Origin of the sequence: Chryseolinea lacunae (genome assembly GCF_016735595.1) — a bacterium.
Lineage (GTDB): Bacteria > Bacteroidota > Bacteroidia > Cytophagales > Cyclobacteriaceae > Chryseolinea > Chryseolinea lacunae.
Genome location: NZ_JAERRB010000017.1, coordinates 132,832 through 145,400, shown reverse-complemented (window position 1 = coordinate 145,400; position 12,569 = coordinate 132,832). Strand labels below are relative to the sequence as shown.

Genomic DNA, 12,569 nt, shown 5'->3' with positions numbered 1-12,569 from the left:
CCATTGGACTGCTTCTTTTGGTTTTGGAGCATCGGGCGACTAATGTCTTATCTCGATGCGTTGGTGATAGTTGACCGAAGCCGACACGACGTGAAGAATGTAGTAGCCATTGTCAAGTCGCGAGAGGTCTACGTTGTGTTCGGGGCTGGAAGGGTTCAGTGTGTTTTCGCTGCTGAACACAACCGCGCCCGTGATGATGTGCGTTACATAAACCTTGTAGTTGCCGCTGTCGGCACCGGTGATGCGGAGGTGAACCAACCCGCGGGTTGGATTGGGATAGAGGACTACATCGCACGACGGAACGTTGTGGCAACGGTTCACATCGACATCGAGTTTGCTGCTGCTGGTAACATCACACAACGACACCGCGCTCACTTTGATGGTGCCGCTTTCGGAACCGATCAGCACGGTGATGCGGGTGGTGCCGGCTCCCGATTTGATGACAGCGCCTTTGGGCACAGACCAGCTATAGGATGATGCGCCGGCCACGGAGTCGATGCTGTAGGTTTGAAGCGAGCCGCTGCACACGCGGCGATCGCCGCGAATGTAGGATGGTGATTCGGGTTTGGCAGAGATGGCCAGGATTCTCGCGGCGCTTGTGCCACATCCGTTAACCGTTTTCACACTCACAACACCCGACACAAACGCAGGGAACACGATGGAAGCCTGTGCACCGTTGGCCGTGATGACGGCATTTGGAACAGACGTTGTCCACACATAGGAGGTTGCCGAAGGCACGGCATCAACAGCATAGACCACGGCGTTGCCATTGGCACAGAGCGCATGCGTTGGACCGGCAATGCTGCCGGGTTTGGCAGGAGGGCCTGACGTGACTGCGTAGGAAAAGAAGTTGCTTGTGCCACAACCCGACACCGCTTTCACTTTGATGAGGCCGCTGCGGAATCGCGAGGTGAAGATCACTTTGATGGAGTCGGTGCCTTGTCCGTCTACAATCACGGCGTGGGCCGGTGTGATCCAACGGTATTCTACGGCTGCGTCAACCGCGGCAACGGCATAGGTGACGGGCGACGATGTGCCCACAACATCGCATACGCTGGCGGGACCATAGACCGCCAACGGTGTTGATGGCGGTGTGTTGGAAATTTTAAGCGATCGCGTTACCGGTTCTTTGCCACAGGCGCTCTGGATAGAAACCGACAATGTGCCGGCCACAAAACCACCCAGGAATTTCACCTTGATGCTGTTGGTTCCTTTGCCCGACACCAGCACGGCTTTGGACGGAAGCGTCCACACAAAACCGGATGCATCAGTGGTGTTGACCGTGTAGGTGGCTACACCACCCCCGTGGCCGGTGAAGGCACAAGCGTTGGTGTCGCCTTCAATTTCGCCGGCAATGAGCAGGCAGCTGCCCTGATAGCCTGCAAGTTTGTCGGCACCCGAAAGGCGATAAACAAACACGTGGCTTTTGTTTGCCGTGGCGGTGGCGATACCATTTTCAAGGGGCGACGATTGACCATAGTCGTTGTCGTTGGCAATAGCGATGGTGCTGTCGTTGAGGATGGCGAGGCCTTCGGCTTTGTCGAGCACAGAAGGCCAGCCGTGGGCCAGCAAATCCATGACCAGTGTTTTCTTCACGGGGCGTAAGCCTTGTGCGGCAAGACCGGAGGAGTCAACAAGGGCTTCGGTGGTGAGGCCACCATAGCGCGCGGAGGTGATGGGGGTGGCGTCTTTCAGTTCGATGCGATAGAGTTTTTTAATGTCGGTGGTGCCGCGCAAAGCTGCTTCGAGCACCAGGAAGGAATGATCGTTGATGGCCGCCATGTCGCCGATTTTCCAATCGCGAAGTCTGATCTGGTTGCCACCCGTGCCGATGATGCCGTCGTTGAGATAGACAAACATGCGTGTGGAATTGTCGGCGGGGTTGATCTCGAGTATTCTGTGCACGCGTGTGCCTTCGCCCACCGATTTGGTTGGATAGAGAATGGGGCTTTGAATGATGGCATAAATCTTTCCACTGGGGGTGATGGAGATGCCTTCGAAGCCGCGGTTGTTTTTGCGATACTTGAACACGGTGTCGATCTGCACATCGATGCTCTGTGCACCGGGCAGGTTGGCATAGGGCGTGAAGCGTTTCAGCACCACACCGGCTTGATTTAATTTCCAGATGGTGGGGCCGCCTTCTTCGCACACCCAGAAGTTGCCGTCGCCGTCTTTCACAATGCCTTCGGAGTCGATTCCCCAAACATCTTTGGGAGCAATCTTGGCGTTGAAGTTGGCGCAGTTCAACACGGTGTCGGTCGACGCCAGTTCGGCGGCGGTGCTGCCATAGCCGGTGGGGTTGATGATGCCCGTGGCTGTGATGCCGTCGGGACGTTTCATGGTGATGGTTTGCAGAATTTGCACGGAGTCACCATTCAGTCGGATCCTGTGGATTTTGGGTGCGTAGGCCGGGAAGCCATAGATCTTGTCGTAGGTGGGGCGACAGGCTGCGGGGTTGGCGTTGGCCGCATCCACGTTGACACCGCGGTCGGAGAGGGTCCAGAATTCTTTTCCGTTGGTGCCCGGAATGGCAGACAAACCGGAGAAGCCAGCTTCGCGGAAGTTGATGCCCTGAAAGGTGCCGATGGGCGCGGAGAAATTATTCTGATAGTCTTGTAACAACGTGATTTGCGCGCGCACCTGTGTGGTGGCAAACGCAAAGACCAGCAATGCGAACACGCGTAGCCACGCGCAGGCTGCACGGCTACGTAGGTTGAAGCCTCGTGCAAGAGGCCCGGGCATTTGTGTTGTAGAGGTTTTAATCATGATTGAGGGGTTTGGTGTGATGAGGTTGTTAGTTATGTAAGTATACCTCCCCGGTGTTATGCGAATTTCACGTCACTGTTAAGCGTATATTGTTTAGTGAGAACGATGTTGTCACGTTGGCAGGTTTGTAGCGCATGCCCTGTGAAAATGAAGAAGGCGCTTTTGGTAGAGCGCCTTCTTAAAATAGATATCTAGGAAATAGTCTACTTTGTGTCGTTCACTTTCAACAAACCCGGTGCGGCGATTCCATCGGGCGCCTGAAACGAAAGATCCAACAGCGCACTGACGATTGGCGCAATGTCTTCGAGGCCCATCACCGGCACCACTTTGCCTTTCTGAAATCCGGCACCTGCACCAATGAAACCTGTCTGAATATTTTTGAAGTCGGGATAAAATCCGTGCGTGCCGCCTCTGCCTGCGCGCACCGCATCGCCACTGGCCGAAGCACTGATGGTGACGCCTTCGATGGGCGAGAGGGCAAGCATGACGTTGGGATCGGCTCCGATCTTTTTCATTTCTTCGGGTGTGATTATGCGGAAAAGTTTCTTCTCGTTGTCGGGAAGTTTTTGCAGAATGTCCTGCACCTGTTGAAGCGTTTTTGTGTCGCCCTTGGTTTTGAGGTGAAGAAATGCGGAGCCACCCGACGAATGAAACGCGGCCTTCCAGTTGCCACGGTTGTCGGCCTTTTCGATGAGCCCGGATTTTTCGAGCCACACGTTTGGGGCTAGCGTGGTGTGAATGTCGACAAAGCCATGATCGCCCACGATGAGAAACGACGTGCTGTCTTTGATGCCTGCCCGCTCCACGCTTTCGATGATTTGCCCGATGGCATGGTCGACACCGGCAACGGCTTTCCGAACGTTTTCGCTGTCGCGCCCGTCGGCATGTGCAAAGTGATCTACGCACACCAGGTGAACGGTGGTGAATTGAGGTTTATAGGTTTCGATGAGGTAGGACGTGATACGGCCCAGGTTTTCGTCCATGAGCAGGTAGTCGCTGTTCAGTTTTGTGTGGTCCAGTTTTCCGGTGGCGTTTTGTTCAACCTCTGCGAACAATGATGGTGGAGACGTGTGTTTGCGCATGGGCGCAAGGCGGTCGCTGCCGTCGCGTTTTGCGGGCCACACTTCGGGAATGTTGTAGTCGATGGGTGCACCCACGGAAACCGGCCAATGCACGCTGGCGGTTTTGAGGCCCTTCTTTCGGCAGGCATCCCACAGTGTTTCTACTTTGATGAGACTCTCGTCCCAATACCAGTTGCCCGTTTGGCCGTCGGGCTCGAAGGGCATGTTGTAATAAATGCCGTGCCGGGCAGGTGGGGCGCCCGTGAGCATGGTGGTGTGAGAAGGATAGGTGACTGTGGGAAACACGCCCCGCACACCGTCGGCATAGACGCCATTTTGTGCCAGCGCCTGGATGTTGGGCGCAGGCCATGAATGGTCTTTGTAGAACTCCGGACGCAGGCCGTCGATGCTGATCATGACAACATACTTAGACTTTTGGGCAAACGACAGTGCGGTGGCCATGACCACGAAGCTGACGGTTAAAAAATATTTCTTCATGAGGGATTGGTTAGGGGTGGCGACGTGTTGAGCTGAACGCAAATCTAAAAATCAAATGTTAAGAGAAACTTAACTGTGCATGCTCAAATGATTGTGTGACGTTGTCATCACATTTTAACGCCCTTGTCAGAAGGTTGTCGCTGTGGGAGTTCTACTGGAATGGATGCCGCCATTACCAAACCCACCTTCTGGCAAAGGGGGGTAGCGCACAAAGAACAAAAAAAGGAGGCTGTTGCCTCCTTTTTTGTTTGGTGATGTTTAGGGATTGAAGATTTGTTAGTGCGTTTTGATATAGTCGCCTACGAGCGTCCGATAGAGGCTCTCGCCCTTTTTGAGCTTGGCGAGGTGGGTGGCTTTGCGCCTGGGGTCGGCCATGATTTGTTTGGCCCAGATGACGGCTTCTTTGAAACGGTTGCAGCTTTGTCGCTGCCCCCTGGGCATTGGCTTTTTGCTGCGGTTGGGACGCGAGGCGACGACGATGCCATTGCGTGTTTGACGGATGACAAGGTCGCCGAGCAGGCCGCTTAGGGCGGACGTGATTGCTGTTTTTTTTAGACGTGCCATGACTGTGGTTTGTTTTGGGTTGTGAGAAATTGATTTTTGGTTTGAGGGCCACTGCTGTGCTCCGGGTGTGCTCCAGGTGAGCTTTAACTGTGCCTTTAGCACGAGGTTAGTGTGCCTTTAGTGTGCTTAGGTCCGCCGTTGCCTACGGGACTACTGCGGTTTTGGAACGGTTTCACAACGGTTTCGCTACTGCGAGGTGCTAGGGGCTTTCGAAAAAGTGCCGGCGGGTTTCGGGGTTTAGCTGCATGAAGTCGCAGAATTCGCTGATGGAGATGAGCTGGTGTTTTTGTTTGTTGAGCTTTTTGCGGATGGTGCGCAGGAGCTGGCGGGCGTAGCGATCGCTGCGGCCGGTGATGCGCATGATGTCTTGCGTGTAGATGATGGCACGTTGATTTTTCATGATGCTATCTGATGTTGTGAATGATTTTTATTTTTTGTGTGCTACAAATTTAGGGTAGGTGTGTGGTTTAGCGAACATACAAAAACGGCTATGATGGGAACAGATGGCACACTCAGGAAGTCTTGGGAAGTCTCAATTTGTCTTCTCGTTGCGATGCTTTTGATTTGAGTCATCATTGCAATGAGGGCTTAACCGGAGTGTGCCGAACATGACGGATGACAAAAACAATTTTATTTATGGCTTCTCAAAAAGGCATAATCAAACTAGAAGGAACGGTGGGAGATCTGTCGTTCTTTAAAACCAAAGATGGTTTCCAGGCGCGACAGTCGTCGGGCATTAACGGTGACCGCATACGCAACGACCCCGAGTTTGCCAGAACGCGTGAGAACGGGCAGGAGTTTGGTCGAGCAGGCACTGCTGGCAAGCTCTTGCGACAAGCGTTTCGCGTTGTGTTGAAGGACGCGACAGACAGTCGCATGTCGAACCGGCTCACGGCCACCATGATGAAAGTGCTGCAAGCCGACGCCACCAGCGACCGCGGCCAACGCAACGTGATTGATGGCGAGGTGGGTTTCTTGCAGGGCTTTGACTTTAACATTGCCGCCAAGTTGACGACCACTTTTTTTCCGGAGTTTGTGGCCACGATTGACCGGGCTGCCGGAAAGCTGTCGATAGCGATTCCGGAGTTTACGCCCGGCAGCGATGTGGTGGCACCCGAAGGTTCGACACACTGCCGACTGGTGAGCGCCGCTGCGGAGATTGACTTTGAAGCAGGCGAAGCCGTGACGGCCATGGCCGAGAGCGTGGATGTGAAACTTGGCCCCACGAAGCAGGCGGCGTTTACCCTGGACAACAACGTGACGGCTGCCAGCACGAAGCCGCTGTTTTTGTTGCTGGGCATCACCTTCTATCAATCGGTGAACAACAAGCTGTATGCTTTGCAGAACGGTGCATTTAATGCGCTGACCATTGTGAAAGCAGATGGCGGCGTGGCTCCTGTAGCGCCTCCTGTAGTTGCCGCGTGATGAACCTGCTGCTGGTTCGTGAATATTTTCCGACGGGCACCAACGGCACGTTGTGGGTTGAAGTGTGCAAAACCATTGAATTGCCCTGGCAAAACAACCAACACAACGTGAGCTGTGTGCCCGAAGAACGCTATGCCCTGCAACGGCGTGTGACCACAAAACGCGGTGTCCATTTTTTGGTGCGCGACGTGCGGAACCGGGATGCAATTTTGATTCACCCGGCCAACGACGCACTGCGAGAACTGCGGGGGTGCATTGCACCCGTGCGCTACACGACTGGCCCCGGAAGGGGTTTGCAATCGCGGGACGCGATGCAGCACTTGCGTGCTGTGCTTGCGCCTGCCTTTGATCATGATGAAGATGTTTTTTTGACGATTAAATCTGAAACAAAATGAATGTGATTGAAAGAGTGAAAGCGCCGACACCCAAGTTTTTTAGAGTGTTGCGCACCATTGGCCTGAGCCTTGCCGCTGCCAGCGGCGTGTTGCTTGCGGCACCCATTGCCCTGCCTGCCGTGGTAGTGACTATTGCCGGCTATGTGGGCGTGGCCAGCACGGTGATGACGGCTGTGAGCCAGACTGCGGTTGCCCACAACGATGAAAATGGAAAGGAGGTTGGCGATGGTGCAGGCAAGTCGGAGTGATAGCGTGATTGCTACGCTTGCGGGCACCGTGATTACGGTTTTGTTCAATGTTGGTGTTGATGACGTTGGGAGGACTGTGGTGCTTGCAGGCGTGGGGGCGGTGGTTAGCTTTTTGGTTTCGCTTGGGATGAAGGTGTTGTTTAGGAAGCGGGATTGAAGTGGCTGCTGTTTGGATTGAGAAGGCCCTGGTGGGCCTTCTCTTTTTTTTTGGTATCTAATGCTTTTGGGTGGTCGGTGCGAAACGCAGTCTCGCGCTATTCTGGTTGGCTGGGCTCCAGCTATGGCTCTGTAGATATTGTTCCAAACTTTCTGAATATTATAGATTCTTCATCTGACTGGAGAATCCGAAGAGGCTGACCATCTTTGTCCGTTTGCCCTGACCGTCAATTTCCAAATCGCGTGACCACCCAATTCCGCCACCATTTGACCAGAAACAGGTCCAGCAATCAAGTGGTTCGAAACCTAGACGAAACTCAAGTCCTCTGGTAACTTTAGCTGGTCACGTCCTCCTGAAACAAAGTGGTCAATGGGGTCGGAATCTCCAGTAAGTGTAAGTGTATGGGTATCGTCTGTTCGGCATGTGGAGAGTGTGTTAGTGATCGCCCCTTTTGTAAGCAGCCAGGGGCATGCGATTAGCGATAGTAGATCTTGTCGTGGAAGTTGAAAGCCAACCCATGATATGTAAATAGCATTAATACTTATTTTCAAATGTTACAACGTGGACTATAGAGTCAACGGCTCCAAACAAAATAAAATGTCCGTTGTCTTAATGCCTCAGTTTGTTGTTCTTGTCTACAAAAAAGTAAGTTGTTGACAAGGTGAAAACTATTTATTCCTATCAAAACCATTCCCTGATAAATCTGCCTGGCGAGAAATGGAAACCTATTCCTGAGTTTGAAAGCTTATACGAGATATCCAATTATGGGCGCGTTAAATCGCTCTCTCGCGAAATGATGCTTAACTCTCCCGGTGGCGGGAGCTACATGTCCAAAGAAAAAATCCGAAGGGCAAAAGTTGATGTTAAAATCAACAAAACAACAAAACAAAATATCTATAGCTTGGGCATGACGCTTTATCGGGATGCAATTGCCTACCATTACTCGTTGCCACGCCTGACCTACTATGTATTTAAAGGGAAATTTAATCTTGACCATTCTACTGAGCTGATTTCATTCAAGGATCATGATGGAAGAAATACGCATATCTCCAATCTGGTAAAGACAACCATCAGCCAGATCAAACTGGCCTCGTACAAAGAAAAGCGCGCCATCAGTCATTTGTCAGTACTCAGTAAGCCGGTCACCCAATTTGACGGACAGGGCAAAGTGATCGCTCATTTTCCAAGCATGTATGAGGCAGGACGACTGACAGGTTTTAATGGCCGTAACATAGCCGAAGTCGTCAGTGGCCAGGGACACATGTTCAAGGGATATTTTTGGAGGGCCGGAATCCACCACAGGAATTTGAGTTTAACTAAAATCCGGCGTAACACTGAACGCGGCGAAATAAACACGGCGCTAGCAAAAAGGCTCAAGATCAGATACACGGACAAAAGTAAGATCCCCGCCATTGTTAATTTGTCCCTTGCCAGCATGGCAGGAGAAAAATGGAAAGCGGCTCCCGGTTATCAGGGATTATACTTGGTCTCAAACTATGGGAGGGTAAAGGCCCTTGGAAAAATCACGCAGGGGTTACAGCAGAAGTGGATGCCGGAGCAAATTCAAAAAATCATCGTTGACTTCAGGAAAGATAGAAAAGGAAAATGGGTTGCAGGTTCCACGTTTGCCTCTATGGCCGTTGAAGGAAGAAAAAAGCAGGTGTCCATTCCACGGCTCGTATATTTTCTGTTCGTGAAACGGTATGATATTGCGGATACCAACTTGCGGGTATACTACAAGGATGGGAATCCGCCACTAACATCCATTTGGAGGGGTGTTTTTTTACTCTTAGTGTAATAGCCGATCAAGTATTTCAATAAAATTTTTGAGCCCGTCAAAATAATTTAATTCTATGAGGAAGTTGTTCCTAAGTGGCATTGCCATGTGGTTGGCATTGTCGCAGGTGGTTGCGCAAACCGTCAGCCAGCAAGATGCTGTAAATAAATTAATGCCAAGGCCACTACCGCCTTCACCAAACGTTGCTTCATTAGGAAAGTTTGGCGATTATCAGGTGAGTCATTTCAGTGGGCTTCCTCAAATATCCATTCCCTTATATGAGGTAAAAAGTGGCGCACTTACATTGCCCATCACGTTGAATTATCATGCGGCGGGTTTCAAGCCAACGGACGTTTCAGGTTGGGTTGGATTGGGATGGGCCCTGTCGGCAGGTGGGCAGATATCGGCAAGTGTGAAGGGCATGACCGATTCAGAATACTTCTACTACTATCCACTTAAGTCAGATGCGAGCACGTGCACTGACTTCGAATATCTCAAAAGTGTTGCAAATGGTTCCATGGACACCGAGCCTGACGTTTATGGCTACTCTTACCCAGGTGGTTCGGGCAAGGCGATGTTCTTGAATACTGCGGCCTACGACCAAGGAAAACCTAAACTGAACAACGGTCTGGCGTTTCTGATCCCTTATGCACCCATTGTACTCAAGCAAACAGTGCCCGGAACTCAATTTGAATTGACCGATGCGGCGGGGAATCTCTTTCGATATGGGATGGACAAAAGAAATCGCAAGCCAACCGAGAATACAGTGACCTACACAGGTGGTCAACAGAGCCATGCAACAACGGCGTATTATATGACCGATATGATCGCCCCAAACACGCGCGACAATATTTCGATGACATACCAGGATGTCGGCGATGCACGAATGAAGGATTTGACGTATGCGTATATTATTACGGACAACTGTCAAAGTGTGCCTGGAACTGGAGGCACGGGCGGGCCTAGCTTAAAACCCTGTCCCACGCAGTTGTATACACCTCAGAAGACAACGATAGACATTACGGCTGGTCAGATCGGGGTGGATTCGATTAAGTTTAAAACAGGTCTTGTCCGATTCTTTCTTGGCACAACACGACTGGACGTGAATCCATTGGACGCGAGGCCGCTGAAGTTTCTGGACCGGATTGAGATTTATGGATTGATAGCGGGCACCTACACCTTGCAGAAAATCGTAAAGTTCAGCTATTCTTATTTCAAGAATCCGGGTGGGCAAAATACGGCCCTTAAGCTTGATGCTGTTTCTTTTCAGGACAATGCAGGTGTGGTAGTTCAACGCTATAAGCTTAGCTATACGACCAATACATTTTCGTGGACGGCAGGCACAGACGCGACTCTGAATGGCCGAGATCTTTGGGGTTACTACAATGGCGCGTCAAATACAGATTTGTTGCTTCCGCGAACGGTGGACTATCAAGATGTGTTGGGAGCACCTACAACCAAGACGTTTGGTGGAGCAACCAACCGTGCCGTGAATGAAACATTGATGAAGGAAGGTGTGCTTTCACGAATCGATTTTCCTACCGGCGGCTATACAAAGTTTGACTATGAGGCCAATCGTTATTTGAATGGTTCGACACCGACACTGACTGGGGGACTTCGTGTGACAGCCATTACCAGTGCTGAATCGCTGACAGCACCCGCAACCGTGAAGGCGTATAAATATGGGGCGAGCGAGTCTGGTTATGGTACTCCTAATTTTTCGGACTACCAATACACTTATTTTACTGAACAAGCGTGGCATGAAGAGGCGTGTGTTCCACAGGATGCATACCTGACTTACCGGCTACGCACTTACCAGTCCAATTCGTCATTTTATCAAGATGCATTTGACGCGGCTCCCGTGCTGTATTCTTCGGTGACCGAATACCTCCAGAATGGCTCGAACGGAAAATTAGGGAAAACCATATACTCCTACAATTCCGTGACAGATCCTGCAGACCAACTGGTTCAAGGCTCGAACAAATATTACCACAACAGCTATGCATGGAAACGGGGGCAACTGACGAGTAAGATTGTTTATGACAGCTTGGGCGCAATTGTGTATTCACAGTCTACCACCTATACGCCCTATCAGGAAACCGCTAACACAGTTGGACTTGGCGTGTTTCGATTTTCTCCACGGGCTGATGAAGTCTGTTTCGCTGACATTTGCTCTTCATCCAATCGCTACTACACCCAAACTTTTAAAACGCAGGCCTTTATTCAGTCCACGGGTGTGTTCTTGCCTACCACGATATCTGAAAAGACGTACATGAATGGCAATGTGAATCGGTTTGTGGAAAAGGTGACGGTTAAGACTTATGAGTTAGCAAACTACCAGGTTACAAATGTCACCACCACCCAGGGAAATGGGTACGAGCAGCGTGTAGTTGTGAACCGCTACCCCTTTCAAATGCAACCTATGAACGAGTCGGCGACCAGCGGCACTGCAAAAGGAATTGCGATGATGCGACGAAAGCATATTGTGGGTGTTCCGCTTGAATCTTACTCGTATCTGCAAAAGAACGACAACTCGAACCAGCGTGTGGTGTCCGGACAAGTAACAATATTCAGGCAACACACTGCAGATACGAGTTTTGTGGTGACCGACAAAATCTATCTTTGGGAATCGGACACCGCCATTAGCAAATCGAGCTATGTCCAGGTATCCATCAATGCTGCGAAGAATGGTGTAACCATGGACGGAGGTTACAAACAACGCCTTAGTTTACTAAGCTACGACTATGACGGCAATTTGCAGATGGCACAAAAAGACAACAATCAGATTGTTTCTTATTTATATGGCTATAATGGTTCGGTGCCCATTGCTGAGGTGGTGAATGCTCAAAATACACAGTATAAAATTGTGACCACAAAAATTCCATCAACGGGAAGCTTGGCAATTTCGCCGGGCACGTCGTCAGCCAACACATATACTGCGACTTATAATTTTAAGATTGATTACGCCGGGCCAGTGACGTTAAAACTAGGCGTTCCGGGAAGCGTATCAACAAACTTTAATTGCACGGGCGCCGGGTCGGCCAATGGCCTTCTGCCAACCGGAGCCTGCGGCGCAGGGACGTACACGATGAATGGCGCGGCCGTGGGTGATAGCTACCTGACAGTGACGGTCTATGACGCCCCCGGCACACCCGGCGGGGTAGGCGCCTGCGGTGAGATCATCTATCCCAAATATACCACCCGAACTGACGTTTATGGCACTATTGAATTCCTCGCCGAATCGTTTGAAGAAAATACAACGACAGGCGTTGTGCGCAACGCCAGTGTGGCCCATAGCGGCGAAGCTTACTTTAGCGGTGATTATACGGTAGCCTTCACTAAGCCAAATGCCCGAAGTTATTATTTGGATTATTATTACCTGGATGCGTCCAACAAATGGGTGTATATCCAAAAGGTTTACAGTAGTACGTCTATGATCCTGAGTGAGGGCAGCGCAATTGATGACGTCCGTATCTATCCACAGGATGCGCAGATCAATACCTATACTTATATCCCCAACGTAGGCACCACTTCAACTATTGATCCAAATGGCAAGGGACTGTTTTACAGCTACGACACTTTTGGGCGACTCAAGCTTACACGCGATACTAACTTCAATATTTTGAAAATGTACGACTACTACTATCGCTATCAACCATAGTCAGCCCGGCGCGTTTC

9 protein-coding genes are annotated in these 12,569 nt (G+C 51.0%); 5 read left to right on the top strand and 4 right to left on the bottom strand.

Annotated elements, in window-relative coordinates:
* Window positions 1-39: 39 nt before the first annotated feature.
* From JI741_RS30425 to JI741_RS30410, 4 genes are all read right to left on the bottom strand, one after another.
* Complete coding sequence (locus JI741_RS30425; protein WP_202016098.1) at window positions 40-2,766, bottom strand: PKD-like domain-containing protein; 2,727 nt, start codon at window positions 2,764-2,766, stop codon at window positions 40-42.
* A gap of 203 nt (window positions 2,767-2,969) precedes the next feature.
* Complete coding sequence (locus JI741_RS30420) at window positions 2,970-4,325, bottom strand: alkaline phosphatase family protein (protein ID WP_236676351.1); 1,356 nt, start codon at window positions 4,323-4,325, stop codon at window positions 2,970-2,972.
* A gap of 276 nt (window positions 4,326-4,601) precedes the next feature.
* Complete coding sequence (locus JI741_RS30415) at window positions 4,602-4,889, bottom strand: hypothetical protein (protein WP_202016096.1); 288 nt, start codon at window positions 4,887-4,889, stop codon at window positions 4,602-4,604.
* Window positions 4,890-5,088: 199 nt separating this feature from the next.
* Complete coding sequence (locus tag JI741_RS30410; protein WP_202016094.1) at window positions 5,089-5,289, bottom strand: hypothetical protein; 201 nt, start codon at window positions 5,287-5,289, stop codon at window positions 5,089-5,091.
* 236 nt (window positions 5,290-5,525) lie between these two features.
* Here JI741_RS30410 and JI741_RS30405 point away from each other — a divergent pair, with 236 nt between their 5' ends.
* The 5 genes from JI741_RS30405 to JI741_RS30385 all read left to right on the top strand — a co-directional run bounded on the left by JI741_RS30405 (window position 5,526) and on the right by JI741_RS30385 (window position 12,552).
* Window positions 5,526-6,314, top strand: coding sequence for a hypothetical protein (locus tag JI741_RS30405; protein WP_202016092.1), 789 nt, complete (start codon window positions 5,526-5,528; stop codon window positions 6,312-6,314).
* Window positions 6,314-6,709, top strand: coding sequence for a DUF5675 family protein (locus JI741_RS30400; protein WP_202016090.1), 396 nt, complete (start codon window positions 6,314-6,316; stop codon window positions 6,707-6,709). The genes JI741_RS30405 and JI741_RS30400 overlap by 1 nt, the downstream gene beginning before the upstream one ends.
* A complete protein-coding gene (locus tag JI741_RS30395; protein WP_202016088.1) occupies window positions 6,706-6,957 on the top strand; it encodes a hypothetical protein in 252 nt (83 codons plus the stop codon). Before JI741_RS30400 ends, JI741_RS30395 begins: the two co-directional genes overlap by 4 nt.
* An 818-nt stretch (window positions 6,958-7,775) precedes the next feature.
* Window positions 7,776-8,912: an NUMOD4 domain-containing protein gene (locus tag JI741_RS30390; protein ID WP_202016086.1), complete on the top strand. Its 1,137-nt coding sequence runs from the start codon at window positions 7,776-7,778 to the stop codon at window positions 8,910-8,912.
* 55 nt (window positions 8,913-8,967) lie between these two features.
* Window positions 8,968-12,552, top strand: a complete 3,585-nt coding sequence (locus tag JI741_RS30385) for an RHS repeat domain-containing protein (protein ID WP_202016084.1) — start codon at window positions 8,968-8,970, stop codon at window positions 12,550-12,552.
* Window positions 12,553-12,569 lie beyond the last annotated feature (17 nt).

What these genes read in the sequence shown, in the direction of transcription:
- JI741_RS30425 (WP_202016098.1), bottom strand. Translation starts at nt 2,766, where the DNA reads ATGATTAAAACCTCTACAACACAAATGCCCGGGCCTCTTGCACGAGGC.
- JI741_RS30420 (WP_236676351.1), bottom strand. Translation starts at nt 4,325, where the DNA reads ATGAAGAAATATTTTTTAACCGTCAGCTTCGTGGTCATGGCCACCGCA.
- JI741_RS30415 (WP_202016096.1), bottom strand. Translation starts at nt 4,889, where the DNA reads ATGGCACGTCTAAAAAAAACAGCAATCACGTCCGCCCTAAGCGGCCTG.
- JI741_RS30410 (WP_202016094.1), bottom strand. Translation starts at nt 5,289, where the DNA reads ATGAAAAATCAACGTGCCATCATCTACACGCAAGACATCATGCGCATC.
- JI741_RS30405 (WP_202016092.1), top strand. Translation starts at nt 5,526, where the DNA reads ATGGCTTCTCAAAAAGGCATAATCAAACTAGAAGGAACGGTGGGAGAT.
- JI741_RS30400 (WP_202016090.1), top strand. Translation starts at nt 6,314, where the DNA reads ATGAACCTGCTGCTGGTTCGTGAATATTTTCCGACGGGCACCAACGGC.
- JI741_RS30395 (WP_202016088.1), top strand. Translation starts at nt 6,706, where the DNA reads ATGAATGTGATTGAAAGAGTGAAAGCGCCGACACCCAAGTTTTTTAGA.
- JI741_RS30385 (WP_202016084.1), top strand. Translation starts at nt 8,968, where the DNA reads ATGAGGAAGTTGTTCCTAAGTGGCATTGCCATGTGGTTGGCATTGTCG.